The sequence below is a fragment of the Streptomyces atroolivaceus genome, from assembly GCF_000717025.1.
In the GTDB taxonomy this organism is placed as follows: Bacteria; Actinomycetota; Actinomycetes; order Streptomycetales; family Streptomycetaceae; genus Streptomyces; species Streptomyces atroolivaceus.
The window spans coordinates 1-26017 of record NZ_JNXG01000031.1; the positions used below are offsets into that span (position 1 = coordinate 1).

The following is a 26017-nucleotide window of genomic DNA, read 5'->3' on the forward strand; positions in this document are numbered from 1 at the left end:
TGCTCCGCGAGGAAGGCGTCTCCTTTCAACGCCTGAAGACCTGGAAGACCTCCCGCGACCCCGACTACGCGGCGAAGAAGGCCCGGGTCGAGCACCTCTACGCGATCGCCGACGGCGAGGTCATACCCGAGGCCGGCGAACCTGAGGTTTTCGGGGTGTCGTCGGGTAGTGACGGTTCATGATCCCTGCGATATGCCGGTGGTATGCGTTATCCGGAGGGCGGGGGCCTGACTGCTGAGCGTCGGGCGTTTCGTGAGGGGATCCGGCTGAAGGCCGGCGAGCGGTTCGCGGCGGGTGAGAAGACCACGATGAGCGTTGGACCCTGGCCCGGGTCCAGACGGTGATCCGCCGACGACTGCGAGTGAGTCTGTCGGTGGCAACGGTGTGGCGGCTGTTGAAACGGCACGGCTGGTCGTGGCAGGCACCTGCCCGCAGAGCCCTCGAACGCGACGAGCACGCCGTCGAGCTGTGGAAGAAGGAGGTGTGGCCGCGGGTAAAAGCCTCGCGGCGGCCCATGGGGGCTGGATCGTCTTCGAGGACGAAGCCGGATTCTCCATGACGCCGCCCCGCGCCCGCACCTGGGGCCGGCGCGGACACACCCCCGTCATCCGGGTGAGAGGCAGATCCCGCTCAAGGGCGCACGCAAGAGCTTCTCCTGGCAGGACTACCGCGATCTGCTGGTCCGCGCTCACATCCAGCTCGGCGGGCCGATCGTGGTGGTCTGGGACAATCTGAACACCCACCTCGCTGCTGGGCTGAAACGGTACGAGGCCGAAAACGACTGGCTCACCCCACTCCTCCGGTGCGCCCGATCTGATGTGAACGTCAGCTTGGCGAGCAGAACGACTACAGCTGGTGCACCAGAGCCGACATCGTGGCGAGCGGTAGCGACGGGTTGGCCGCTGCGGCTTCCACTACCTGCCAGTCGGGATCCGTGAGCAGCTCCATGATGACTTGCGGTGGAAGGGCCGGATGGCCGGCGGCTAGGGGCCGTGCCTGCCTGTCTGCCAAGCAGTTGTGCAGCGCCAGGCCCGTCGCGTTGCGGTGCCGGGCGATCTCGCGGAACGCTTTCTGTACCGGGGGTTCGTGCCGGGTCAGGTCCTCCAGCAGCGCCGCAGTCGCGTCCGGGTTGGCCGCCACCTTGGCGATGACACGAACTCCGTGTTTGTCGACCATGGCGCGCAACTGCGCTTCGGAAAGGCCTGGGTGCGACGCAAGGGACTTGACCACCTTCGCGTCGGGGTCGGTGGCCAGCGCGTCGCGGACTCTGGTCGGCAGATCTCGTCGTTGAGCCACGAGCATCCGCGCAGCCGGCTCCGGCGACTGGGCGAGTTCCTCAACCTCGGCGGAAGCGGCGGCGGCGATTCGTGGCAGCAGGGTTGCGCCGATCTTGGTGGTGCCCGCCAGGCGGATGAGTACGTCGAGTGGGACGCGCGGATTGTGGGCGAGCCTGCGCTGCACGTCGTGGCCACGGTCGCCGGCCAGCGTTCGGATCACGGAGTCCTCGATCGCGGGATTCTCGGCCAGGTCGGCTCGGACACCAGAGTGGGAGTCCATGGCGAGCTGTCCGTATACCTCCGACGGCAGGTCGGGGCGAGCGGCGAGCGCCCAGCGAAGCAGCGGTGAGGGATGATTGACGAAGCGGATGACGGCGTCGGTGGGCGTGGCCGGGTTCTGCAGTGCCATCCGCTGCGTCTCCTGCACGGTGGACTGGTGGGCGCCGTCGCAGGAGTCACCCGGCAGCAGATCGCATTCGTTTCGCCGGCATTGCGGATCGTGTACGAACGGCGTCTCTTCGCGGTCACAGACCAGGCACTGCTGCGCCGGGGGCAGGCCCTCGCTGGTGAGCAGCGCCGCCAGGATGGGTGGGGGCGTCGCCTCGTTGGCCGCCGCTGCGCGGCGGACCTCGGCATGGGGATGCCCCGCGAGCCTGCCGGCAACTTCAGATGTAGTCCACAATGCGAGCTCCGCGACGACCCGTACGTCCGCGTCAGCGGCAAGCGTCTTCACTACATCGGATGGGAGACCGGAACAGGCAGCCAGCTTCTCCCGGTGCTCGAAGACTGGATCCGTCGCGAAGAGTCGCGCCCAGTCCGGGCTGTCAACATGCTCGCAGAGCAAGGCGAGGGCGGCGTGCGGTTGTGCTGCGGGATCGATGTCGGCGGTGGTCAGCCGGCCCTCGGACGCAAGCCATGCGGCGCACTCTTCAACGCGCGATGCCAGGGCAACCGCCTGCGCATGGCTGAGATCCTCGCGACGAGCGAGGTCCGCAGCGATATCAGCGTCCGCGACCTCGATCAGCTGGTCGACCAGCTCGGACGGCAGGGCGGCATTGGCAGCCAGCCCGCACAAAACATGATTCACAGAGAGCATCCTGCCTGGATGGTGACCGAATGGCTCGCCGTTTTTGACGTCACCGAGATGTTGGCGACGACACCCGGACACGTGCTGAGCGCCATACTTGGCCAAGCTCACCAACTGAAGCGCAGCCAGGGGTGCCCGATTAGGCACTGTTTCTCGGATCATGTTCTGAGCCAGATGACGAGGGCTGCGAGCGTGACGGTACCGAGGTAGATGTAAGCGCGTTTCTCGTAGCGGGTGGCGACGGCCCGGAAGCCTTTGAGCCGGTTGATGGGTGCGTTCGACGGTGTTGCGTTTCTTGTAGCGCTCGCTGTCGAAGCCGGTGGGTCGACCGCCTCGGGAACCCCGGTTCTTGCGGTGTCTTTGTTGGTCCGTCGCAGGTAACGGCGGTTTCTGCGGGACGTGTAGGCCTTGTCCGCCAGGACACGGTCGGGCCGGGTGCGAGGCCGGCCGACTCCGGTTCGGGGCACCGATACCTGCTCCAGGACCCGCTCGAGCTGGGGTCCGTCACCGTAGTGTCCGGGTGTCAGGACGAACGCGAGGGGCCGGCATCGTCCCTCGGCGACGAGGTGGATCTTGGTGGTGAATCCGCCGCGGGAACGTCCCAGACACTCGCCGATCTGACCACCTCCTCCAGACGGGCGGCCAGTTTCCGCAGTACCGGATCGACCTGGTTCGTCCCCTGTCCGGCCCCCTTTTGAGGAACGGCGGCCGGGGACCCCTTCCTCGCGCCGGCAGCGTGCTGGTGGGCTCGAACCGCTGTCGAGTCCACCGCCACGTCCCAGTCGATCCCGCCGGCGGCGTCCTCGGCTGTCTGGATGCGAGACAGCAGCATCTGCCAGGTCCCATCCGCTGACCAGCGGCGATGTCGTTTGTAGACCGTCTCCCACCGCCCGAACCGCTCCGGCAGATCCCGCCACTGCACGCCGGTCCGCACCCGGTAGAGCACCCCGTTGATCACCCGGCGGTGGTCGCTCCACCGCCCACCACGCGCACCACCAGGAGGCAAGAACGACTCCAGCCGATCCCACTCCGCATTCGTCAGATCACCACGGCCCATACAGCCAGCCTGGCCCCAACACCCCACCCGCGTCAGGAGATCCGAGAAACAGTGCCTAATCCGCTTGCAGTACGAAGAACAGGAAGCACAGGAAGCGCGGCTCGGCCGCGATGGCCTCGGGAAACAGCTCGCGGGCGGCGGGATCAGGCTCCGGCTCGCTGATGACCGTAATCCGGAAACCGGCCCCGGTGAAAGCCTCGATCATCGCGTGCAGCGGCCTGGTCCAGCGACTTACCAGGGTGGTCTGGCCGCTCACGGTCCACTCTACGGTCCAGTTGGTGGTGTCGAAGTAGTCGCACTCGGCCTCGCGACCGGCCTCGCGGTGAATGAGGTTGACGGCAAAGGGATGGTCGACAGACGCGATCAGCCGACCGCCGGGCTTGAGTACGCGTCGCAGCCCGGCCAGCGCCGGCCCCCAGTCCTCCAGGTAGTGCAGCACCAGGGACGCCATTACATCGTCGAACGTGTCATCAGGGTAGGGAAGCGGGCTGCCCAGGTCCGCCACCTGCAGGTCCGCACCATCGCCGAGCCGCTGCCGAGCCAGCCCCAGCATCCTGGCACTCGAGTCGAAGCCACTCACCATGGCGCCACGGTCGCGCAGCGCGGCAAACAAGGCCCCCGAGCCACAGCCGGCGTCAAGGATCCGCCGGCCGGCCAGGTCTCCAGCGAGGGCCAGCATCGTGGGCCGCTCGTAGTAGGCATTGACCAGGTTGGTTTCGTTCGCGGCCGTGTACGCCTCGGCGAAGCTGTTGTAGTCGTTGCTCTTCGACGGATCCACACTCACCGAGGACGGCGAGACCAGCCTGGTGGAAATCGTGTGCTCTTGGTGCTCGCTTGAGGTCATGGTGCGGGAGACGTGTGCTGCAGTAGTTCGGTTCCTGGCCCGACCATCGGTATGTGTGCCCACAGAGCCCGCCTGCAACTGCGGCTCGACTCAACGAACTTCGGGCAGGTCCGGGCGCAGTCGACCCGCACGTGATCACGAAACCACACTGGAGTACTAAAAGGCTGTCCCGTTATTGGTTGTGGGCGACAGATCGAGACGATGCCGAAGGCGTCAGGGTTGGCCGGATGGTGATGGTGAGGTTGTAGCGCCGTCCGCCGTGGGGCTCGGTCCCTATCCGTTGCTGCTGGCCCGGACGGTGACCGGTTCGCCTGCGTGGACGATCGAGTCAAGCATGGTGTGGGCGGCTTGGAGCTTCGATGGAGCGGCTCGCGTCCGCTCGCCCCGCTGTTCGGCGTCTCCAAGTCCGCCGCCGACCGCATCATCGACCGCCTCGGAGCAGTTGCTTGTTGAACCCACTGCCCCTGCGGGGAGCACAGGAAGTGCACCAGGTGCGCGGTGCCCCGCGGGGTGCCGAGACCATCCCGAGCAGCGAGCGTCGCTCGCCCGCCTCGACACCGACGGGGCGGTGCAGCTGCGGCCTCAGAACCACGCGAGACTCCCTCTCGATCGGTCTTATGCCGGGTGTCAGGAGTCGGGGTGCACGTCCGTCAGCGGGTCCTCGCGGTCCCCGTCCGGCAGCCGCTGTCTGGACGGAGGGGCGCTGCGAGCAGGGGGGCTTTCGTCAGCCGGCCTCGTACCTGCCGACCTCCAGGAAGTGGCGCAGCGCTTCCGGCGTGTTGTCGTCGAGAGCGGCTCCGGCTGCCGCGCGCAGGGCCGGGCTGATAGACGGGTCGGCGAGGATGCGTGTGATGGCGACGCGGTCGTCCTCGGCCTGGGCGAGCCGGTAGCCGGTCTCCAGCCAGGCGCGTATCGCGTCGGAGTCGTTCGCGTCCAGGAGCGCGTTGATCTCGGCGGTCACGCGCTTGCCGCTGTCGGGGTCGGCGAGGATGCGTGTGATGGCGACGCGGTCGTCCTCGGCCTGGGCGAGCCGGTAGCCGGTCTCCAGCCAGGCGCGCATGGCGTCGGGGTCGTTCGCGTCCAAGAGCGCATTGGCCTCTTGTGTCACCCGCCGACCGCTGTCCGGGTCGGCGAGGATCCGGGCTATCGCCACCCTCAGGTCATCAGCGTCGTCCGGTTCGTCAGCCGACGAGGACGCCGCCGTCACGGCCGTCGGCGCCGCGGCGGCGGCGGCGAAGGACGGGGTGGCGAGCAGCAGGGCCGGGACGAGGATGCCTGCGGCGATGCCGGGGAGTACGTGATGCAGTCGCAAGGGGAGTGCTCACTTTCTCGTGTCCGTCGGCGAGTTGATGTCCTCACCGTCTCCTTCCTAGATTACGGGGCAGGTCTGACAACGTCAGTGCCCGGCGGGGGCGGGACACCCTTCAGCTCCACTGGGCTCAAAAGTCATGATGGGAAGACACTTGTCGCCGCTTTGCAGCCGGCCAGGGCGACGAGTGGCGGCAGCCGGCGACGACGAGCCGTCGTACGGCACTCGTGGGGCGACGCGCGCGGCTCGGCCCGGGCGGACCGGCTTTCGGCCTTTGGCGGGTGCGTCATTGTCGGGGCGATTCGATTTCCTGGGGCAGCGGTGACGGGCCCGGGCATGTGGTGGAGAAGGGTGGGGGCCGTCTCGTCTGCCGGGCTGTGCCGCCAACGAATCCGGCGGAAGACGGCGGTCACTTTTCGGGGGTGCGGGACGTCAGGTAGGCGATACCCGTCCGAGAAAGGTCTGTGATGGTGAATCCACCTGAGTTTCTGGCCATGCGGTTCGAGGAACACCGGCCTCATCTGCGTGCGGTCGCGTATCGCATGCTCGGTTCCCTGGCCGAGGCGGACGACGCGATCCAGGAGACGTGGCTGCGGTTGGCGGGCTCCGATGACCGCCGGATCGACAATTTGGGCGGTTGGCTGACCACCGTGGTCGGCCGGGTCTGCCTGGACATGCTCCGTGCCCGCAAGCGGCGCGGCGAGGAGCCGTTGGAGCACCGGTTGCCCGATCCGGTGATCAGCAGGGAGGGCGAGACCGACCCCGAGCAGCAGGCGATGCTGGCGGACTCGGTCGGGCTGGCCTTGTTGGTGGTGCTGGAGTCGCTCAGCCCGGCGGAGCGGCTGGCGTTCGTGCTGCACGACCTGTTCGGGCTGTCGTTCGAGGAGATCGCGCCGATCGTCGACCGCACCCCCGCGACGGCCAAGAAGCTCGCCAGCCGGGCCCGGCTGAGGGTCCGCGGCGCGGCGCCTCCCCCGGACCCGGACATGTCCGGCAGGCGCCGAGTGGTGGACGCCTTCCTGACTGCCGCCCGAGGCGGCGACTTCGATGCCCTGCTGGCCCTCCTCGACCCGGACGTGGTGCTGCGCGTGGACGGCGGTGCACTGACCGGAGGCCTGCGGGCGATCCGCGGCGCCGCCGCCGTGGCCGGGCAGCTCGACACCTTCCAGCGGATGGCCACCGCCGCCACCACTCATCCGGCGCTGGTCAACGGCTCCGCTGGCCTGGTCAACACCCTCGACGGGCAGCCGCTGTCCGTCATGAGCTTCACCGTCACCGGAGGAAGGATCACCGCGATCGACATCCTGTCCGACCCTCGACGTCTGGCCCGACTCGACCTTGGACCCGCCCAGGACTGACCCTTTCGCTGCCGGCCCTCTACCACCCGAGGAGCGGTCTTCCGCTGTCGGCCCTGCCCCGAGGACTCTGTGTCCTCGGGGCAGGGCCGACGTCATGGACGCGTCCGCGGCACCGCTGCACGACCGGCCGAATGAATCCGTGTCGGCCGGTCACCTTCGTCCCGTGGGCGACGTCAGTGCAGTGAACGAACATCAAGCGGGCCGGCAAGCAGCCTGCTCAAGGAAAGGGACACTCTCCATGAACGAGACGGCCACCGACCTCGGTTTCACCTCCCGGTTCTCCGACCCGCAGCAGCTGGTCCCCGAGCTCGGCGACGTCAGCGCTGCCCTGTTCAAGATCAGCGGCAATGGAACGGTCCCGCGGCGCACCGTTACCCTGGTCCACCTGCGCGCCGGGCAGCTTGTCGAGAACACCTACATGACGGTTATGCACACCGCCAACGCACGCCGCGCGGGAGTCCCGGAGGAGAAGATCGCCGCCGTCGCGTCCTGGAAGGACGCCCCCTACTTCACGCCGGCCGAGCGGGTGGCACTGGAGCTGGCGGAAGCCGTCCTCACGCCCGCCGGGCACGGGGAGCGAGTCTCCGACGACCTGTACACGCGGGCGGCCAAGGAGTACGACGCCACCGCACTGGCCACCCTCGCCATGGCGATCGGACAGGTCAACTTCTTCATTCCCCTCGCGCTGATCGGCAAGCCCTTGCCCGGCGTCTCGATGGCCGACCAGTGGCGCACTTCCACGTCCGAGTAGGCGCCGGCGGTCACGATTGGCCGTGGTCGAGCAACTCGAAGCGGGTGGCGCGCCTCGCGCGTCGTCGTCCACCGTGACGGTCGTGGTGACCCGAGACCATGGAAGTCCATCGAGTCACCCGGAACCCGGTCCTCTGGAGCCCCTCCCCCAGCCTGCCTCATCCAGCTCGGTGAGCCGCCGGCTGTCCAGGTCGTCAGCGGCGTAGGCGCTTCGCCTGGCCAACTCGCCCTGATGGCCGAGGACGCCTCCAGGAAGATCGACGAACTCGTAGCGGGGGCAGGGTGCCGTCGACGTCGTAGAACACGGCGCCCGCATGATCGGACGAGCACGCCGGTCAAGGATGCCAGTTGCAGCGGAACGCCAGGCTGGGATGCCCTCGCCGGCTTCCGATGTACGCCCAGGAACTGCGCGTGCCCGCACGGGCCGGCGGCGACCGAGCCGATCGCCGCCGGGCTCGCCGACCCACCACAACACCCCGAAGGAAGAGCGTCCAGCGATGAGTTCATTCGAGCCCCGGCCCTGTCCGCCCACACACGCCGCGCCCGTCACAGCCGCCCCCGCGCCCCTGGTCCCACCCTCGGCCTCCGGCTCCGGCCTCTGGCATGGCGCGTGGACCACCCCGGTCATGCGGCCCTCCGCGGCACCGTGGTTCGAGACGTGGGCCGAGCAAGGCTTCACCAACCATTCGGTGCGGCAGGTCGTCCGCGTCCACAGCGGCGGCGCCCAGGTCAGGATCCGGCTGTCCAACGCCTACAGCGACACACCGCTGGAGCTCACCGGTGCCAGCATCGGCCACACCGCCGGCGCCGCGGCCGTGCACCCGGGCACCATGCGCCCCCTGCGATTCGCCGGCTCCCACTCCACCACCATCCCCGCGAAGGGGCGCGCCGTCAGCGACCCCGTCTCCCTGCCCACCGAACCGTTCGACCGCCTCACGATCAGCCTGTACTTCCGGGGCGCCACCGGACCAGCCACCTACCACCAGCTGTCCATGACCACCACCTACCGTGCCGCCGGTGAGCACCACCGCGACCCAGCCGCCGTCCACTACACCGACAAAGTCGAGCCCGCCTACGGGTCCTGGTACTACCTGGAAGGCGTCGAGACCTCGGGAAAGCGCCCCCCGCCCCACTCGGTCGTCGCCTTCGGCGACTCCCTCACCGACGGATTCGGTGCGACCATCGACCGCGACGACCGCTACCCCGACATCCTTGCCGAACGCCTCCTCGCCGCCGGGCGACCCCACCCCGTCCTCAACGCCGGCATCGGCTCCAACAAGCTGCTCACCGATTCGCCCCTCGGCGGCGACGCCGGCGTCGCACGGTTCGCGCGGGACGTCCTCGAACAGCCCCGTGTCGGCACGGTGATCGTGCTCATGGGCATCAACGACATCCAGCAGAGCAACGCTGCGCAGGGTGGCACCCACAGCGCCGGCCCACCGGTTACCGCACGGCAGCTGATCGACGGGCATCGCGCAGTGATCCGCGCCGCCCACGCCCGCGGAGTGAGGGCTGTGGGCGCCACGCTCACCCCCTACCGCGGCGCGGCGGCCTGGACCTCCGCAGGCGATACGGTCCGTACCCAGGTCAACCGCTGGATCAGGACCAGCGGCGAGTACGACGCCGTTGTCGACTTCGCCCGCGCCTTGGACACCGACGGCACCGGCCGCATACGGCAGGACCTGCACATGGGCGACCACATCCATCCAAACTCCGCCGGATACCGGGCTATGGCCGACGCGATAGATCTGACCGCGCTGGAGCAATGAAACGGCGCCCCTCGCGCCGCGCCCGTCGGCATGCTCAACTCTCCCTCGCCCATGGGCCGGACCATCCCTGTCGCGAATCAGGCGTCGGCCTCCCTGTCCATCCGGCTTCGTTTCGGGCAGCGAAGCGCGTCCGCACGTCCGGGCACCGAGCCGATCAGCCTGGTGCGATACGGCTGAGGTGCTCCCAGGACCGGTACAGGTCGGCCTGGGCCTGGTCCATCTCCAGTACGTGGTCGAAGGACTGGCTGCCGACGATCAGGCGCCGGGGCGGGTCGGGGAGCCGGGCCAGCTCCATGATGGCGGGGGCGGCGGTCTCCGGCTCGGGGGCGACGGCGTCGCCCCACATCGCCTCCATCTCGGTACGCAGGGGCTGATACTGCGCCAGAGGCTCGGTGTTCGTGGTGCCGGCAGTGAACAGTCCGGTGTCGTAACCGCCCATCTGCACGATGGTGACCTTGATACCGAACCCTTCGACCTCCATCGCGAGCGCCTCGCTCACCGAGTCCAGTGCCGCCTTGCCCGCGCAGTAGAAGCCGACGGTGGCCATACCACCACCGCTGCCCATCGAGGTGACCTGGAGGAGCCGTCCCCCGCCGTGGGCGCGCAGATGGGGCACGACTGCCTGGGCCACCCACACCGCGCCAAAGAAATTCACATCCATGTGGGCGCGGATCTGCTCCTCCGTGGCTTCTTCCACCATGCCGTAGAGCATTCCGCCCGCGTTGTTGACGACAACGTCCAGCCTGCCGAACGCAGCTGCGGCTCGCTCCACCCCGGCGAACACACCCTGGCGGTCAGCAACGTCCAGCGGGAGCGGGACCAGATGATCGGGATACTTCCCGGCCAGTTCCTCCAAGGGCCCGACGCTGCGAGCCACAGCGACGACACGGTCGCCGCCTGCCAAGGCAGCCTCGGCGAACGCCCTGCCCAGGCCGCGGGAGGCACCGGTGATGAGCCAGACACGACAATCACTCACAGCTTCTCACTCTCAGTAAACTAAACGAGCCGTCTCGTTTTCACTGTAGACCGTCGACCTCCACACTGCAATACGGACCGTCTCGTTTCTTTTGGGGATAGGGTCGCCGTATGACGTACGAGAAGGGGCCGGATCACTCCCGGCGCAAGGAACGATCCCGTCAGGCCATCCTCTCGGCCGCCCGTGCCCTGGTCATGGAGGAGGCATACGAGAAGGTCACGGTCGAAGCCATCGCCGCCCGCGCCGGCGTCGGCAAGCAAACGATCTACCGGCGGTGGCCCTCGAAGAGCGCGATCGTCTTCGCCGCCCTTCTCGCCCTGAGCGAGGACGCCGACGGGCAGTCGGTCACGCTTCCGGACACGGGTGACCTCGCCACCGACCTCAAGCTCGTCATGCGCGCCACGGCACACGAGTTCAGCGACCCGCCCTTCGACAAGCTGATCCGCGCCCTCAACACCGAGATCGCCAACGACCCCGCACTGGCAGCCGAATACCGCGAGAAACTGGCCCAGCCGCTGGACGAGGCGAAGAAGACACGCCTGCGCAGCGCCCAGAGGGCCGGACAGCTCGACCCCGAGGCCGACCTCGACCTCGTCCTCGAAGTGCTCTACGCCCCCCTCTTCCAACGGTGGTTGCACCGCAGCGGTCCGCTGACCCCCGCATACGCCGACTCACTCGTCGACGTGACCCTCAGAGCCTTCGGCCCCTGACCCACAAGGGGGCGCAACGCAGAGCCCGACCGGGCGACAGTCGGCGGTCGCTCCTGCACGCCGCCATCTCAACCTTGGTGTGTCGGGCCCGGGAAGAGCATCAGCGTGGTGCCCTTTCGGATCGCAGGCGGCCGCACGCTCGGTGGCTCGACGGCGTCCGACTTGGGGTCCTGTGCCGCCCCCAACCGTGCACTGTTCGATTTCAGTGGCGCTTCGAGTGCCTACCGATCTCGTGTACAGGTGCTGTCGGTCTGGCGTTCAAGGCCGGCGGCACCTTCCCCGAGCACGGGCGGGACTCCGGAGGCACCCGCACCTCTGTCCGAACGCCGGTCGGTGGGACTCAGCGCTTGATCTCCGTCCTCCCCGCACCGGTCAGTGCCTCAGAGGCACTTTCCGCTCAGCCAGGACGAGAATTCCTTCGTCCAAGTGGTGGCCGGCGGAACGGATACGGCCGGGGAGCCATACCGGTTCAGCTTGTCCTGCCACGAGGCGTAGTTACCGGAAGCCGGTGGAGCGGGCTCCTCCCAGCCGACGGTGTCGACCCAGTTGGGATGGCCCTTGAGAACGGCACCGACCCCTGCCGCCCCGATGCGCTTCTCAAGTTCGGGCCGCAAGGCGCTGTCGTGCGTGTAGATCATGATTCTCTGCGCGGTGGCATGCTCAGCGATGGGCGCGATGACCTCGTTCCACCTCCGCACCCGCTACGCCTTCCGTGCGGACGTCCAGCCTTGGCAGCGGAGGCTTTCGAAGCCGTCCAGGAGGAGGTCGAGGGCGAACTCGAACTCGAACTGGTCATCGCAGCCGCCCCCGACCGGGGAGCTCCCGTCGTGTGCGGCCGTCGCGGCCAGCTCCGCGATGTGCGGGTAGCGCGCCGCCAGCTCGGGGCCCGGCGGGCCGGAAGGGCCCGAGGTGTCGAACAGTTCCTGGCTGAAGCCGAGCAGGCGGCTGCCCATCGCGTGCATGACGTGGTGCGTAAGGTCGGCGGAGAGGCCGCCGTCCCGGAAGCTCCCGGCCATGGAGTCCAGATACGCCAGCACGGCCGGGGTAGGGCCGGTCCGCGACTCGATGACCCGGGCCGCCCAGGGGTGGCGCAGCAGGACCCGTCGGGCCGAGAGGATCCGCCCGCGGACCGCGCTCTGCCAGTCGGGGCCCGCAGTCAGCGGGTCGATCTCGCCGACCACTGTGTCGACCATGCCGTCGAGCAGCTCCTCCTTGTTGGCCACGTGCTTGTAGAGGGCCATCGGTACGACGTCCAGCTCTTGCGCGAGCCTGCGCATGCTGAGCGCGTCGATGCCGGTGGCGTCGGCGAGCGCGACGGCGGCCCGCAGGACGCGGTCCTTGTTCAGGGGGGTCCGGTGCGTGGGTGTTGCTTCCTGTCGGGTCATTCCGGTCGGCCCTTTCCCTCCTCGACGACGCCCTCTCCTTGACGAGTGTACGCCGTACACCTATGCTCCGCCAGGTGTACGGCGTACACCACCACCGAGTGAGAGGTACCGAGAAGATGAGTCCGGATCGAAGAACCGCGGTGGCCACCGGGTCGCTGTTCCTGCTGACCGAGGCCGCCGCGATAGCCGGGGCCGTTCTGTACCGCCCCCTGCTTGGAGCGGCGGACGGCCGGCTCGCGCAAGGCGCCGACATGCGGGCGCTGCTCGGGGTGCTCTGCGAGGTGGTGCTGGTGGTGGCGGTGGCCGGTACCGGGGCGGCACTGTTCCCCGTCCTGCGGCGCCACGGCGAGGGTCTCGCGCTCGGGTACGCCTTCGGGCGGCTGCTGGAGGCGGCCGTCATCACCCTCGGGATCGTCGCCGTCCTGGCGCTCGTCACCCTGCGGCGGGACACGGAGGCGGCGGCAGGCGCCGACGTCGCGCTGGTGGCCGTGCACGACTGGACGTTCCTGCTCGGACCCAACATCGCCCTCGGCCTGAACAGCGTCCTGCTTGCCTACCTTGCCTACCGCACACGGCTCGTGCCGCGCTTCATCGCCGTGCTCGGCCTGGTTGGCGGGCCGCTGATCTGCGCCTCGGCCGTCGCCGTGATGTTCGGGGCCTACCCGCAGCTCTCCGTGGCGGGGGCGGTCGCCGCACTCCCGGTGTTCGCGTGGGAGCTGGCGCTGGCCGGGTGGCTGATCGCCAAGGGGTTCGGGCCCGGCTCAGGCGCCGCGTCCCGGGCAGACGGAGAGGCGGCTGATCCGACAGGTGTCCGTCGGTGAGGTCGGCCCGAGCTTGACGACAGAGCCGTCCGGGGACGCGCCAGCCCTGCCCGGACAGCGAAACGTCATGATCTGCGAGAAACAACGACCAACACGCGCTCGAACGGCATCAGCGGCCGCTGGCGGTGGTCAGCACCGGAGGCATGACGAACAAGCTGGATGAGGAGCACCAACTCGGACGCGAAAGCACCGCATCCGCTCATCACCACTTCCGGCAGGCGCTTGCCGCAGGCGCCTGCCCTTCCGCGCCCCGTCCTTGCCCGGAGTGCGCGTCCCGCAAGGGTCAGGTGGCAGTCCAGTCGCACAGTTGCCGGGCGATCCGGGCGACGCCGAGGGCTCCGCAGGCCGCGTCGCGTACCAGCGCGACGGCGGCCTCGGGCGGGTAGTCCAGGGCATGCGCGGTGAGGGCCAGGTAGGCCTCGGTCGCGTGGGAAGAAGGTCTCGCGGCGGCGCGCGGGCAGGCCGAGACGAGCGGGCACCTCCTGGCCCCGCTCGATGCCACGTACCAGGGGTACCGGGCGGGCATCTGGCTGAAGAACCAGCGGGCCGCCGCCCGCAAGGCGGCCGAGATCGAGCAGCGGCGTGCCGAGGGCCTGGCGGTGGAGTCAACGGCCGGGGCGTTATCGGAGGCGCGGCGTGAGCAGTTGGAGGACATCGACCCGTCGTGGTGCCCTGCCTGGCCGGTGGAGTGGCAGCGCTGCTTCGACCTCGTCCGGCTTCACCTGGCGGCCGGCCACTTGCTGCCGACCGAGCCCGGCGCCGCCGTGCGCCAGGGCGAAGACCTCGGACGGTGGGCGGGACACGCTCGCCGGCCGCAGCTTCCACAATGAGTCAGGGTCAGGCCGCTCGTCCCCTCGAAGGTCCTCGACTGATGGACGGGGACCAGAAGGCGGTGCCAGCCCTCGCAGTACCCGGGGTCAGTGGGATTCTCCGGGTCATAAGGCTTGTCCGGGCTTCGGCCAGGACGAGGAAGGGTGTCGGGCCCGCACCACCGCGGTGGTCCACCGCCGTGGTGCCGGGCCCGACGGCACGTCTCAGGCGGGGTCGCCGCCGCGGTTCAGATAGGCGTCCACCTTGCCGCGGTTGTCGACCAAGAGGTAGTCGTCGCGGCCGTCGCCGTCCAGGTCTGCCCAGCGGACTTCCACACCACCGCTACCACCGGATGCGATCTTTCCGCGCGAGATCCAGCCGGGTCGGTCGCCGGAGTCGCCTCCGGCGTTCAGCCAGGCATCGACGGACCTGTCGGCTCGTACCACCAGATAGTCGACCATGCGGTCACAGTTGAACTGAGCGAGCATAACCGCGTCCGTGGCCCCCGCCAGGCCGCCCTTGGCGATCTGGCCGCGTTCGATCCAGCCGGAGGTGGTCGCGGTGTCGCCGCCCCGGTTGAGCCAGGCCTTCACCGCGCCCTTGCTGTCGAGTTTCAGATAGTCGTCGCGGTTGTCCCCGTCGACATCGGCAAAGTACGGCCATCCCTCACCGTCAACACCGGATGCGATCTGGCCGCGTTCGATCCAGCCGGAGGTGGTTGTCGTGTCGCCGCCCCGGTTGAGCCAGGCCTTCACCGCGTTTGACTGGGCGTTCACCACCAGGTAGTCGTCCCGATTGTCTCCATCGATGTCGGCGAACTCGATCCGGTCGTAGGCTGTGAGGCGGACGCCGGCTGCGATCTGGCCGCGTTCGATCCAGCCGGAGGTGGTTGTGGTGTCGCCGCCGCGGTTGAGCCAGGCCTTCACCGCGCCCGTGTCGCGGTCCACTACCAGGTAGTCGTCACGCCCGTCCCCGTCGATGTCCGCAAATTCGACGTCCAGAAGGCTGGCGCCGACACCCTTGGCGAATGCTGGCCGGGGCGCCCAGCGGTTCGTCGCCCCGGAACAGTCCGGCAGATCGCCGGGCTGGGACTTTGTCAACCAGCCGATCAGGGAAGACTGGTCGACGGCGCTGTGGAAAGCGTCGGCCATCTTCCGGTAGCCGGTTGCACTGGGATGCAGACCGTCGGGGACGTCAGCTGCGGTGACCGTTCCCATGCTGACTGCCCTGACCTTCTGGCCCGCCTTCTGCCGCTCCCGGGCGAGTTTCACGATCTCCCTGTTGAACACGTTGATCCGGCTCTGGGTGGCCGAATTGCGAGCAGGTACGAGGGTGGCGACCAGGACCGTCACTCCCGGGGAGTCGGTGCGGATCTGATCGACCAGCGCGGCCATCCGGGCCGGCGCGCCGGCCGGGTCCACGTTCTTGTCCATGTCGTTGGTGCCGGCGTGGAGGGTCACCACATTGGGCCGGTGCACCGGGACCGACACTCGTGCCCGCTGAGCGATCTGGGAAATCAGATCGCCTGAGACGCCTTCGTGGTCAGTGTCGGGCAGTTGGCCGGACTGCCGGTCTCCGACGAAGTCCACTGTGTGCTTGTCGGCGGTCAGACCGTCCCACAGCGCGGCGCGGTAGCTGGAAGCGGTCGGGCTGCCGATCCCGGCGGTGATCGAGTCTCCTAGTGGCATGACCTTCAGCGTTGTGGGGGCGGCTCTGACGCCGAGTTTCTTGGCCATGGCGACGAGGCTCGGGTATATCTTCGGCCCCACCAGGGAAAGGACGTCGGAGCTATAGGTGATGGCCGTCCGGAACGCGACCTGAAGCTTCTGTGCGAATCCCCGCATCGCCTCGACAAGTCTCTGGAAGAGGGGATTGGCCTCGAACTCGGCCCACTTCATCGCGTTACCCAGGATTGCGCCGCCGATTGCTGCGAGGATGGCGACGGTGAGGGCCTCAGCCCACACCGAACTGTCACCGAATGATCTGCCGTCGAACGCGGCGTTGATCAGTTCGTTGACCATGCCCCCGACGAAACCGCCGACAGCTCCGCACACAGGCAGGGCGGGCGGGGCTCCGACGGCGAAGGCGGCCAGACACACTACGTTGGCGACGCCTGCGGCGGCCATGCTCGCAAAGGCGGCGATGCCCTTCTGCCACCAGTTCGACTCGGGGTGGACCTCTGAGGCCGGCAGGGTCATCACAAAGCCGGTGGCCGTGGCCTCAAACGTGCCGTCGAACTCGACACCCGCCGGAGAGGTCTCATACACACCAAGCTTGTACATCTCGGCTCGCGCGAAAAGGACATCGCTCAGCGACCGCCCGCCCGTCTGCGCTTGCTGAATCTTTTTGGCCTCCTCTTCCAGCAGGCGCTGGTCGAGCCCCGCCATTTCGAAGGTCATCTGCACATCGTCGGCCGCGGCCGCGAACCGGGCGATGTGCTGCGGAGCGTCGGCCGCGCACCCGATACTGATCGCCGTGTAGCCGGTCTTCCCGAGCCGTTGCAGCGCCTGCGGGAACCCCGTCTCGAGCGTATCGGGGACGACGCACGGACCCGTTGCTTCCGAGCGCTCCGGGGCAGCTTGGGCGGGTGCCCCCAGGGCCAGGACGGACAGGACGAGCGAGAGGAGGACCGCGAGAAGCCGGAAGCGACTTGCGACCGCTCCTCTTCGGCGTATGCGTACAGAGGATCTGTGAAGCACAGAGTTCCTTTCTTTCTAAGTGTGAATGAGTGGTGCAGGGGCCCCGCGACGAACGGGCTGATGTGGGTGTGAGGACAGGTCGTCGAGTAACGGTCCGGTGAGGTCCGCTCCACCTCGCTCTGCTTGGCCCCTCCATGAACGTGCTGGCCATGTTCAGTTCGGTCCGTCGGGTGTCTTCCCTCCCCGCGCGTATGGGGTCCGGGCCACCGGGACGCACGTCGGATGACGACGTGCGTCCCAAGGCAGCGGAGGGGCGGCGGCGTTGCCGTGCGGTCGCCGTCCGGGGACTGCCTTCAGCAGTACGACGGTCTCCCGACGGCCACGGTGCCGGCCCCGCTTCCGGGCCTCCGCCACGCCGAGGTCCGTGGCGGAGTGGCTCCCCGGCGAACCGTTCAGCGCCCCGCCCTCACCGAGTGCGTTCGGTGCGACGGCGACCGAGGGCATGCTCCCCTCGGCCCGAGGACGTCGCGGACCGAAGGGACGGACCCTCATGCGTCGACCTCTTGGTGGTAGGGGTGCCCGTTGGCGCGGGTTCCCCGGAAGCACTTGATTGCCCGGTAGGCCGACGCGACGAGCGCGGCGAACAGAACGTTCGCACTGCACATGAAGGTCCACTCGGCCACGGTGCCGGCCGTGCCCGCGGTCGAATCCAGCGCCGAGAACAGTGCCGAGCCCGCGGGGTGGAAGAGGACGCACAGAAGGACGAAGGACCAGAACGGCGTCTTCTGCAGCGGCTTGGACCACACGATGGCTGCAAGGGCCAGAGCGGTAACCAAGGTGGTGAGAAGGGCGATTCGATTCATGTGACGATCCTTTCGCGACGCGGCCCGGGCGGCGTCGGTCACCGGGAGGACCGCCACCTAGGCCCCAGGACCTAGAGCCTCCGCGTGGGAGCGCGAGGAGTCGCGTATGGCGGGCGGCCCGGCTTTGGAACGGCTCCCACCAGGAGCGGATACACAGCCCGCCAACAAGCGCGCAACTTCGCCAGGGCGGCATGCACGTGGATGGCTTCAGAGACGGAGGGGCCGCCGCGGTCACCGCGTACGCGCGAGAACAGGGGCTGCCCGCGGCGGACAACGATTGCTGCGCCGACCGGATGGGCGAGGACCTCACGGCAGTCGCGTCGGTGAAACTCGACCGCCCCGAATACCTCGGCGCCACGCACGAGCTGTTCGGCAACACCGACGTACGGGACTGTGTCGGGGAGGCCGTCCGGGAACACCTCGGCACCTGGTCCGAGGAACAGCCGACACAAGCCGCACAGGTCATCGACCGGACCCCGCGGAACATCCACCAGGCCTGAAACAGTCCGCGGAGTGGTCCGTGGCTGCTTCTCCGGCGCCCAGCGCAGAGCGCGGGCCGGCCAGGAGTGCAGCACGGCGGGGCGCAGCCGGTGCGGTCCTACTCCGGCTGCTGGCGCCCGCCACGGGATCGCCGGTGCTCAAGTCGACAGCATCCCCAAACTCGCCCGGACCAGCGACACGAGCCGGCACATCACGCACGGGGCGGGACGCTCGAACCGTCGCCCGCCGGTACACCCTGTGCCACCAGCAACCTGCAGTGCACCGTGCCGCCATCCGGAGCGTGTGGCCACCATCGACTAGCGACGGCGTGCAGGTCGAAGAAGCGTCGGTTCACGGGCCGCAGTCGGTCTGCGCCGCAAGGACGGCAAACAGCCCCAGCTCACCCGCCGAGACGGCGTCCCGATGGCCGGCATCAGGTCCGGCGCCCGGAGGCGCCTGGGTCCGCAGCGGCCAGGGGCAGCTGGCGCAAAGTCAGGTTTGTGCGCCAGTAAGCTGCTACAAGCGGTACCCGGTCTTCCAGTGCACGGAACCACGGGCGACCCGCCTCAGCCACTACAAACGACGCGGACACACACCACCAGAAGCTGCCCGCCCGTCACACCAAAGACCGTTGCAGTACTGATGCGCTTGTGCGGCATCTCCTCTCACGTCGCGATGCGGTACATCAACGCAGCCCACCCTGAACGCACCGCGAAGCTGCCACGGTAACCAGGGCGGGCACCCCACCGAGCCCTGCCGAGACTTGGGCTGCGGGCCCGAAGCGGACTTGCGAGTCTGTCAGTGGCGGGAGCCTGGCGTGCGAGACACCTCGCGCAGGGTGTTGGTGACGACGTGCGCGAGGCGGTTCGCGGCGCCCGCCGCCTCGCCCGCCCGCTCTGCCACTCGACCGATGTTGCTGGGCAGCTCGGAGAACACCAGCAGTTCCAGGAGCACAACGAGACCGGGGTAGCCGTCGTCCATCAGCACATCCCGCACCGCCGTCAGCCGGTCCGAGCCGAGCCATTTTCAGCACGCCCCCGGCCTGCGAGACCACCGTCCGACCGCCGCTCTCGATGCGGACACGCGGGTACGACCCGATACGCTTCTCCACCGGGAGTACCTCTTTCCGTGCAGCCAGCAGGACCCTAGAATTGTCCAATCGTTGCAGGTCAGGAACGCTCTCTGCTTATTTGATCAAGCCTCGGTGCTCCAACTCGTGAGAGCGCGAGGCTCAACGTGTGCGCCCCGTCGTTCCAAGACTCCGCACCGCACTGACCGCCTCAGGTGACACGGAAGACCGGCCAGCCGATCTCGGTGCGCCACGCGGCGGGATCGCTCGTGTCACGGGGGCCGACAACGTAGACCTCCCGCACCGGCCCGGCCACCGACATCGCGTTCTCCACCACCCAAGTCCCGAGTTCGCCGTACGTGACCTCGATGCCGTCGTGCTCGCCGACATGGGTGGTGACCGCAAGTTCCGCGGTCGGCAGACTCACGGGGTGCACGCGTCCGGTGCGAGGTGGCGCAGCGGACGGCAGGTAGACGAGCGCGTGACCGCGCTCCTGCTCGAAAAGGGCGTTGTCGTAGCAGCCGCCCGGCGGTCCGGTCACGGCGGCGCCGACGGCCGCCTCCAATTCGGCCATCGCGCCTGCGTACCAGGTCTCAATGTCGCGATGCCCGACTACGGCCTCCACCGCCGCGACCGTCCGTGCGGGCTCCGCACGCAGCTCGACGTCGATGGGCGCGGGGTCGGGCCGGAGGAGGCGGCGCAGCGATACGACTGCGGCCCGGGTGCGGTCGAGCGCATCCTCGAGGCGTTGGAGGTGGTCTGCGACCAGCGCCGCCCGGACACCGGGGTCGGGGGTCCGCAGGATCTGCTGCACATCGCTCAGGGGGACGTCGAGCTCGCGGAGCCGATGGATGACCTGCGCGGTCGGGATTTGGTCGACGCCGTAGTAGCGGTAACCGGTGGTCTCGTCCACCACGGCAGGTTCCAGCAGGGCCGCCTCGTGATACCGGCGCAGGGTCCGGACGCTCAAGTGGGTCAGCCGCGAGAACTCGCCAATGGTCAGCATCCCCTCATTCTGAACGTTCCCCCTGGGGGAGAGTCCACGGCTTGACCCTCCCGCGCCGCGAGGTCACACGGTGGGCTCATGAAACAGCACACCGATCTTCCGTGCGATCTGCTCCCGACCGCCGTGCGCCAGTTCTTCGCCGCCCACATCGTCCGCGACGCCGACACCGCCTCGTCGTTTCTCGCCGAGGATGTGGTGATCGTCGACCAGGACGAGACCTTCCGCGGCCGGGAGGAGGCCTACGCGTTCCTGCGGGACGCCGGGTCCGAGTTCGAGTACACGACCGAGCAGATCGGCGCTCACCGCGTCGATGACACCCACTGGGTGGTAACCGTGCGGCTCGAAGGCAGCTTCCCGGGAGGCGTCGCCGAGCTCGACTACCGGTTCGCGCTGCGGGACGACCTCATCGCCGAACTCATCATCGCCAACCACCCGGCCTGACCGAACCCGCACCACCTCAATCTTCAGTGGAGAGAACAATGTCTAGTTCAGATCGCGATCGTCTCAACGGTCGCCGGGCGCTGGTCACGGGCGGTTCGAAGGGCTCGGGCAAGGCCGTCGTAGAGAGACTGCGAGAGATGGGTGCCGACGTGTGGACCACGGCACGCACTATGCCCGGCGGCTACGAGCGCCCCGACCGGTTCATCGAGGCGGACACTTCCACGGTGGGCGGTGTAGAGGTTGCAGTGTCCAAGATCTCTGAGGGAGGTGCGCTGGACATCCTGGTGCACGTTGTCGGAGGATCGTCAACCCCGCCTGGCGGATTCGCTGCAGCGACTGAGGAGCACTGGCTGGCGGAGCTCAACCTGAACTTCTTGGGAGCTGTCCGACTGGATCGAGCACTGCTGCCGGCAATGGTGGAGGCGGGATCAGGAGTAGTTGTCCACGTCACGTCGATACAGCGTCAGATGCCTTTGCACGACGCGACGTTGCCGTACGCGTCAGCCAAGGGTGCCCTGCGTACGTACAGCAAGGGTCTCGCGAACGAACTGGCCCCACGAGGAGTGCGAGTAAACGCCGTCAGCCCCGGGGGGATTCAGACCGGAGCGTACGAGGGCTTCCTCGACCAGCTGGTCAAGGGCAACGGACTGACCCGCGAAGAAGCGGAGCAGAGCCTGATGGATTCCCTCGGAGGGGTTCCAATCGGAAGGTTCGCAACGACGGAAGAGGTCGCGGACCTGGTCGGCTTCCTCGTTTCGGACCGAGCCTCATCCATTGTGGGCGCGGAGTACGTCATCGACGGCGGCACTGTTCCAACCGTCTGAGCCAGACACCAGTTCCGCGTAGCCACTCGCGAACAGCTCGATCCGGCGGCGGAACCCCCTCCTTCACAAGGACCACGCGGGTACGACCCGATACGCTTCTTCACCTGGAGAGCGCCTCTTTCCGTGCAGCCAACAGGACCCTAGAAAGTCCAATCGTTGCAGGTCAGAGGTGCTCTCTGCATATTGGATCAAGCGTCCGCGCCCCAACTCGTGAAAGCGGGGGCTAAGGGTTGTCCCGTAACTGATCTTTGGCAGCACGAGAGTGGCCGGCCGGGATCGAGGTTCCCTTTGGGGAAGCGCTGACCTCCGGTTCACCCCTGTGACCGCACGACACAGCAGCGGATGGCAGGGCTCTCCTCCCGGCAACGTGTGGATCCACCCGCCCGGGGAGATGAGCAGGCCCCTGTTATCGTGCGCCGATGTCAACGATCAAGCAGTTCCAAGTGACCTTCGACTGCGCGAAACCTGCGCGCCTCGCCGCCTTCTGGTGCGAGGTGCTGGGGTACGTCGTACCGACAGTCCCGGAGGGCTTTGCCACGTGGGAGGAGTACCACCACTCGCTGCCGCCTGAGGACGAGATCTACTTCGCGTGTACTGATCCCTCGGGTGTGGCCCCGCGCCTGCTCTTCCAGCGAGTTCCCGAAGGGAAAGTCGTCAAGAACCGGGTGCATCTCTGTGTGCGGGCCGGCGCCGGGCTCGTGGGTGACGAGCGCCTGGCCACACTCGAGGCCGAATGCGCACGGCTGATGGCGCTCGGCGCGAAGCACGTGCTGACGCAGCGCGCCGATGGCGTCAACGAGTCGTGCATCACGATGCAGGACATCGAGGGCAACGAGTTCTGCCTCGGCTGACTCTCCTCCGAGACGGGGAGGTGGGGAGCCGTCTCCCGGGGACCTCTCAGGTCCCGCATGCGGCGGGCGTCATCCCGTGAGGGCGAGGTTGTGTAGGCGGGCAACGCCGTGCATCGCGTGGCGCACACCGTCGCCTCTCAGGCGGCAGTCGCACAGAATCTTCCAGGTCTTCATCCGGGCGAAGGCGTGCTCGACGCGGGCGCGAACCCGTTTGTGGTCGTGATTGTGGTCGGCCTGCCAGTCGGTCAGTTCGCCGCCTAGGGGCCGGCGGTGCGGGATGACGAGGCCTGTTCCGGGGTAGCCGCCGTCGGCGATCGTGGTTGTCCGGCCGACGGCGGCCTTGGCCCCGGATTCCTCCCATGCCCGGCAGTCGTTGCGGTTGCCGGGCAGGGGCCGGCCGACCACCACAACCAGGCGGGTGTCGGCGTCGATGACCACCTGGTGGTTCGTCGAGTAGCGATAGTTCTTCGACTGCGCGGCGACCTGGTGGTCGCGGGTGGGTACCAGTGTCCCGTCCACGATCAGCACCGCGTCCTTGGCGAATCGCCTACGCGGGGCAAGCGCGAGCCTGGGGCCGAGATGGTCGATGACGCGATCGGCGGTGGACTTCGACACTCCGGAGAACGGCGCGAGTCGGCGCAGAGTCAAGTTGGTGTGCCAGTAAGCGGCCACCAGTAGCACCCGGTCCTCCAGGGAGAGCTTCCACGGCCGGCCACGGCCCGGCGCGTCGCCGCCCTCGCGGCGCAGCTACCTCATCAACTTGGCGAAGGCGCGCGGGCTCAGTCCGGCGAACGGGGCTATCCAGGACGGCTCCGACGCCGTGATCACACCAGCCACGGCCAAGATCATCCCACGGCAAAATCACGTACGGGACAACCCTTACGAGTCCGTGCACGGTTAGCGGTGGGACGTCGCAGGGGTCGGTGGAGCCTCGGTGCTCACGTCGGCCAAACCGGGATCGGGTCTGTAGTCTGTTGCTGGGACAGTAGGCTGGCGATGGCTTGGACGGTGTCGTCCATGTGCTCGCGGCGGCCGAGGTGACGGGTCAGCGCCCGCCAGTACTTCAGGTGGCCGGATGCCGTGCTCGACCCGGATGCGGCGTGCGGAGTGGGCCTTGCGCTGGCGCTCGTGCATCTCCTCGTACCAGTCCGGGGCATTCTTCTTGAACTTGCGGTGCGGTGGCGTCACGACGCGTCCGCCGGTCTGTGCTCCGAGTCCTTGATAGCCGGCAACGGCAAGGACCTCGACTGGTGGACCGTCGGCCAGGAGCTTGACCAGCCCTAACTCTCGGGCGTGGGTGATGTCCGCGCAGCTTCCGGGCTTGGTCGGGCTGCAGAACAGCAGCCGCCCGTCCTCGTCGGTGAACACCATGGCCTTCACGGCGTTCTGCTTGTTCTTGCCGGAGATGAACCTGTCCCGGTCTTTGCGGCCGACGGCCGGGCGGCGGACACGGATCTCGGTGCCGTCGATGATGCCGGTCTTCCCGGCCTGGCCGAGATGGTCAACGACCTCGGCCAGGGTTCGCAGGCGCACGTCGGGGCTGACCATGCATCCCCGCTCCGCGAGCAGGGGCCGCACCTCGCCGATCGCCCGGGTGACGGTCGAGCGGTCCACGCCAACCAGCAGGCCAGCACATCATGAGTAACCCCGTGGCGAAGGTGCACGAGCGTGGCCAGGAGCCGGTCGACGAAGACCATGCGGTGCTTCGCACCAGCGCCCACCGCACGCTTCCGCGACCGGGACGCAAGCCTGGCCTGGTGCCGCTCATGCCACAACGGTCCCACCTCAGCAACGAGTTCAGCGATCACAGCTGCCGACAAGCCCGTGATCCTCCGGTCGCTGATGATCGCTGTGCGCGTCACGTTCCCCACCACGCAGCCATGATCGCCGATCCGCGCTCGACGCCCCACCGCTAACCGTGCACGAGCTCGTAAAGGCTGTCCCGTAATCCAAGAGCGGCCTTCACCCCGGGCTCTTCCCCCGGCCTGCAGTCGGTTAGGTTGCCTGGCCGGCCCACGTCGGTGCTGGGGAGACCGCTTCCGTGGGCGCTCTCCCCAGCTGTGTTTCACACGGTGAGGTGCTGCTTCGTGCCGGAGCCGGTGGCGGTCTCGGTGGTGATGCCGTGCTGCTCGTCGTCGGAGCGGCCCTTCTTGGGCAGCAAGAAGGTGATCGCGAGGAACGCCGTCAGCAGGCATGCCTGGACGATCAGCGCGCGGTGGAATCCGCCGGTGAAATCACCGGTCTTGGCTTGGGCGAAGAACACCGAGCCGAAGATCGCGACGCCGATGGAGCCGCCGATGGCCTGCACGGCCGACAGGACGCCGGAGGCGGATCCGATCTCGTCGTCGTCGACCGTGGCAAGGATGAAGCTGAACAGGGCGGCGATCACCATGCCGGCGCCGATACCTGCCACCGCCACGCCGGGGACGATGTCCCGGATCGAGAACGATGCGGCGTCGAGGCCGTCGAGCTCGAACCACAGCACTGCCGCGCCGGCCAGCTGGACCAGCGGTCCGATCTGGAGCACCTTGCGGCCGATCTTGTCGGCGAGGAACGCACCGCTGACCGCGCCGCCGATCGCGGTTCCCACCGCGAGGGGCAGGTTGCCCAGCCCCGCGTCACCGGGGGTGAAGTGGTGGCCGATCTGAAGGAACAGGGTCAGGACGAGCTGGGTGCCGATGAGTCCGCCGAAGAACAGGGCGATGCCGCCGAGGCCGACGGTGAAGGCCGGCTTGCGCAGCAGGGCCGGGGTCACCAGCGGCTCGCGGCCCGCGGCGGCCGTGCGGCGCTGCTGGAGGGCGAAGAGGGCGAAACCGATCACCGAGGCGGCCATGGACAGCCACGTCCACAGCGGCCAGCCGTTCTCCTGCCCCTGGTTGAGCGGCAGCACCAGCACGGCGCAGGACGCCACGATAAGGGCGGCTCCGGTCATGTCGACCCGTACCGTGCGGTCGCCCGCCTTCTTGGGCACGAATTTCGCGGCGACGATCAGCGCCGCGATGCCGATGGGCAGGTTGATCAGAAACACCGATCGCCAGCCCAAGTCGAAGAAGTCGCCCTCGATGAGGAAGCCGCCCAGGACCGGGCCGATGATGCCGCCCAGGCCGAGGACAGGTCCGAAGATCGCGAAGGCCTTGGTGAGCTCGGGGCCGGGGAAGTTCTCCCGCAGCAGGCCCAGGCCCTGGGGCAGCAGCAGCGCTCCGGCGGTGCCCTGCAGCAGGCGGAAGGCGATCAGCAACTCGATGCTCGGCGCGACCGCACACAGCAGGGAGGTCGCGGTGAAGGCCGCGAGCCCGAGCAGGAACATCCGCCGCCGGCCGTAGCGGTCGCCAAGGCGGCCACCGAGCACGAGCCCGGCGCCCAGAGTGAGGGCGTAGCCGCCGATCACCCACTGCAGTCCGAGGGAACCGGCACCGAGGGACCTCTCCAGGTCCGGTCCGGCGACGTTGACGATCGAGGCGTCCAGAAGGTCCATGATCTCCGCGACGATCATCACCGCCAGGATCAGCCACCGCCACCGGTAGGGCTCGGTCGTCTCCTCAAGGGTGGGGGACGGGTCACACATTCCAGATACCTCCATGGTGAAGTAATTCCATCATGAAGGTAAAGTGGAGGAGGTAGGTTGTCAAAGCGGAGTGGCCGTGCGGACCGAGTGACAGGAGAGAAGGGCGAAGGCGTGGAGGAAGCAGTG

Annotated in this window: 20 protein-coding genes and 9 pseudogenes; 12 read left to right on the forward strand and 17 right to left on the reverse strand. The window is 68.2% G+C overall.

Going from position 1 to position 26017, the window contains the following annotated elements; all coding sequences use genetic code 11:
- Together OO67_RS39205 and OO67_RS40965 are read left to right on the forward strand one after the other, a co-directional pair.
- Positions 1 to 149 (forward strand): annotated as a pseudogene (locus tag OO67_RS39205) (IS630 family transposase); the annotation flags it as partial.
- Between the two features lie 54 nt (positions 150 to 203).
- Positions 204 to 791 (forward strand): annotated as a pseudogene (locus OO67_RS40965) (winged helix-turn-helix domain-containing protein); the annotation flags it as partial.
- A gap of 55 nt (positions 792 to 846) precedes the next feature.
- On the opposite strand, the gene OO67_RS34725 reads toward OO67_RS40965, so the two are convergent.
- The 4 genes and pseudogenes from OO67_RS34725 to OO67_RS34735 form a co-directional block, all read right to left on the reverse strand.
- Positions 847 to 2364: a hypothetical protein gene (locus OO67_RS34725; protein ID WP_033305867.1), complete on the reverse strand. Its 1518-nt coding sequence runs from the start codon at positions 2362 to 2364 to the stop codon at positions 847 to 849.
- Between the two features lie 158 nt (positions 2365 to 2522).
- A pseudogene (locus OO67_RS38430) lies at positions 2523 to 3421 on the reverse strand (IS5 family transposase).
- A 55-nt stretch (positions 3422 to 3476) separates the two neighbouring features.
- On the reverse strand, positions 3477 to 4265 hold the full coding sequence (locus tag OO67_RS34730; protein WP_033305834.1) for a class I SAM-dependent methyltransferase: 789 nt from the start codon (positions 4263 to 4265) through the stop codon (positions 3477 to 3479).
- Positions 4266 to 4989: 724 nt separating this feature from the next.
- Positions 4990 to 5577 carry an ALF repeat-containing protein gene (locus tag OO67_RS34735; protein WP_033305835.1) on the reverse strand — a complete coding sequence of 196 codons (588 nt, stop codon included), beginning with the start codon at positions 5575 to 5577 and terminating at the stop codon, positions 4990 to 4992.
- A 461-nt stretch (positions 5578 to 6038) separates the two neighbouring features.
- On the opposite strand from OO67_RS34735, the gene OO67_RS34740 reads away from it, so the two are divergent.
- From OO67_RS34740 to OO67_RS34750, 3 genes are all read left to right on the forward strand, one after another.
- The gene (locus OO67_RS34740) at positions 6039 to 6932 is read left to right on the forward strand and encodes a sigma-70 family RNA polymerase sigma factor (protein ID WP_244300477.1); all 894 of its coding nucleotides are present in this window, start codon (positions 6039 to 6041) and stop codon (positions 6930 to 6932) included.
- A gap of 238 nt (positions 6933 to 7170) precedes the next feature.
- The gene (locus OO67_RS34745; RefSeq protein WP_033305836.1) at positions 7171 to 7683 is read left to right on the forward strand and encodes a carboxymuconolactone decarboxylase family protein; all 513 of its coding nucleotides are present in this window, start codon (positions 7171 to 7173) and stop codon (positions 7681 to 7683) included.
- A gap of 496 nt (positions 7684 to 8179) precedes the next feature.
- Positions 8180 to 9451 (forward strand): SGNH/GDSL hydrolase family protein, encoded by a 1272-nt coding sequence (locus OO67_RS34750; RefSeq protein WP_051710255.1) that lies wholly within the window; start codon positions 8180 to 8182, stop codon positions 9449 to 9451.
- Between the two features lie 154 nt (positions 9452 to 9605).
- On the opposite strand, the gene OO67_RS34755 is transcribed toward OO67_RS34750, so the two are convergent.
- Positions 9606 to 10427, reverse strand: coding sequence for an SDR family NAD(P)-dependent oxidoreductase (locus tag OO67_RS34755; protein WP_033305837.1), 822 nt, complete (start codon positions 10425 to 10427; stop codon positions 9606 to 9608).
- 110 nt (positions 10428 to 10537) lie between these two features.
- Between OO67_RS34755 and OO67_RS34760 the strand changes: the two genes are divergently transcribed.
- Positions 10538 to 11137 carry a TetR/AcrR family transcriptional regulator gene (locus OO67_RS34760; protein ID WP_033305838.1) on the forward strand — a complete coding sequence of 200 codons (600 nt, stop codon included), beginning with the start codon at positions 10538 to 10540 and terminating at the stop codon, positions 11135 to 11137.
- A 380-nt stretch (positions 11138 to 11517) separates the two neighbouring features.
- Here the strand turns inward: OO67_RS34760 and OO67_RS34765 are convergent, their stop codons facing one another.
- Entirely contained in the window at positions 11518 to 11775 is a 258-nt protein-coding gene (locus tag OO67_RS34765; protein WP_157841781.1) for a hypothetical protein, read from the reverse strand.
- Positions 11776 to 11838: 63 nt separating this feature from the next.
- Entirely contained in the window at positions 11839 to 12522 is a 684-nt protein-coding gene (locus OO67_RS34770) for a TetR/AcrR family transcriptional regulator C-terminal domain-containing protein (protein WP_033305840.1), read from the reverse strand.
- 116 nt (positions 12523 to 12638) lie between these two features.
- On the opposite strand from OO67_RS34770, the gene OO67_RS34775 reads away from it, so the two are divergent.
- The gene (locus OO67_RS34775) at positions 12639 to 13343 is read left to right on the forward strand and encodes a DUF4386 domain-containing protein (RefSeq protein WP_033305870.1); all 705 of its coding nucleotides are present in this window, start codon (positions 12639 to 12641) and stop codon (positions 13341 to 13343) included.
- A 283-nt stretch (positions 13344 to 13626) separates the two neighbouring features.
- Here the strand turns inward: OO67_RS34775 and OO67_RS34780 are convergent.
- A pseudogene (locus OO67_RS34780) lies at positions 13627 to 13773 on the reverse strand (fic family toxin-antitoxin system, toxin component); the annotation flags it as partial.
- A gap of 49 nt (positions 13774 to 13822) precedes the next feature.
- Here OO67_RS34780 and OO67_RS37570 point away from each other — a divergent pair.
- A pseudogene (locus OO67_RS37570) lies at positions 13823 to 14173 on the forward strand (helicase associated domain-containing protein); the annotation flags it as partial.
- Positions 14174 to 14377: 204 nt separating this feature from the next.
- Here OO67_RS37570 and OO67_RS35900 read toward each other — a convergent pair.
- Both OO67_RS35900 and OO67_RS34800 read right to left on the reverse strand, forming a co-directional pair.
- Positions 14378 to 16852 (reverse strand): GDSL-type esterase/lipase family protein, encoded by a 2475-nt coding sequence (locus tag OO67_RS35900; protein WP_051710258.1) that lies wholly within the window; start codon positions 16850 to 16852, stop codon positions 14378 to 14380.
- 488 nt (positions 16853 to 17340) lie between these two features.
- Positions 17341 to 17655, reverse strand: a complete 315-nt coding sequence (locus OO67_RS34800; protein ID WP_157841782.1) for a hypothetical protein — start codon at positions 17653 to 17655, stop codon at positions 17341 to 17343.
- Positions 17656 to 17789: 134 nt separating this feature from the next.
- Between OO67_RS34800 and OO67_RS34805 the strand changes: the two are divergent.
- Positions 17790 to 18155: pseudogene (locus OO67_RS34805) on the forward strand (DNA gyrase subunit B); the annotation flags it as partial.
- A 422-nt stretch (positions 18156 to 18577) separates the two neighbouring features.
- On the opposite strand, the pseudogene OO67_RS38435 reads toward OO67_RS34805, so the two are convergent.
- The 3 genes and pseudogenes from OO67_RS38435 to OO67_RS34815 all read right to left on the reverse strand — a co-directional run.
- Positions 18578 to 18697, reverse strand: a pseudogene (locus OO67_RS38435) (IS5/IS1182 family transposase); the annotation flags it as partial.
- 236 nt (positions 18698 to 18933) lie between these two features.
- Positions 18934 to 19131 carry a hypothetical protein gene (locus OO67_RS39210; RefSeq protein WP_033305844.1) on the reverse strand — a complete coding sequence of 66 codons (198 nt, stop codon included), beginning with the start codon at positions 19129 to 19131 and terminating at the stop codon, positions 18934 to 18936.
- 284 nt (positions 19132 to 19415) lie between these two features.
- Complete coding sequence (locus OO67_RS34815) at positions 19416 to 20210, reverse strand: MerR family transcriptional regulator (RefSeq protein WP_033305845.1); 795 nt, start codon at positions 20208 to 20210, stop codon at positions 19416 to 19418.
- A gap of 78 nt (positions 20211 to 20288) precedes the next feature.
- On the opposite strand from OO67_RS34815, the gene OO67_RS34820 reads away from it, so the two are divergent.
- The 3 genes from OO67_RS34820 to OO67_RS34830 all read left to right on the forward strand — a co-directional run bounded on the left by OO67_RS34820 (position 20289) and on the right by OO67_RS34830 (position 22326).
- Positions 20289 to 20651 carry a nuclear transport factor 2 family protein gene (locus OO67_RS34820; RefSeq protein ID WP_033305846.1) on the forward strand — a complete coding sequence of 121 codons (363 nt, stop codon included), beginning with the start codon at positions 20289 to 20291 and terminating at the stop codon, positions 20649 to 20651.
- A 38-nt stretch (positions 20652 to 20689) separates the two neighbouring features.
- Positions 20690 to 21475, forward strand: a complete 786-nt coding sequence (locus OO67_RS34825) for an SDR family oxidoreductase (protein ID WP_078598528.1) — start codon at positions 20690 to 20692, stop codon at positions 21473 to 21475.
- A gap of 419 nt (positions 21476 to 21894) precedes the next feature.
- Complete coding sequence (locus tag OO67_RS34830) at positions 21895 to 22326, forward strand: VOC family protein (RefSeq protein WP_033305848.1); 432 nt, start codon at positions 21895 to 21897, stop codon at positions 22324 to 22326.
- 69 nt (positions 22327 to 22395) lie between these two features.
- Here OO67_RS34830 and OO67_RS34835 read toward each other — a convergent pair.
- From OO67_RS34835 to OO67_RS34845, 4 genes and pseudogenes are all read right to left on the reverse strand, one after another.
- Positions 22396 to 23163 (reverse strand): annotated as a pseudogene (locus OO67_RS34835) (transposase).
- A 60-nt stretch (positions 23164 to 23223) separates the two neighbouring features.
- Positions 23224 to 23940 carry a transposase family protein gene (locus OO67_RS34840; RefSeq protein WP_244300479.1) on the reverse strand — a complete coding sequence of 239 codons (717 nt, stop codon included), beginning with the start codon at positions 23938 to 23940 and terminating at the stop codon, positions 23224 to 23226.
- Between the two features lie 14 nt (positions 23941 to 23954).
- A pseudogene (locus tag OO67_RS40725) lies at positions 23955 to 24023 on the reverse strand (hypothetical protein); the annotation flags it as partial.
- Positions 24024 to 24391: 368 nt separating this feature from the next.
- The gene (locus OO67_RS34845; RefSeq protein WP_033305849.1) at positions 24392 to 25891 is read right to left on the reverse strand and encodes an MFS transporter; all 1500 of its coding nucleotides are present in this window, start codon (positions 25889 to 25891) and stop codon (positions 24392 to 24394) included.
- Between the last annotated feature and the right edge of the window lie 126 nt (positions 25892 to 26017).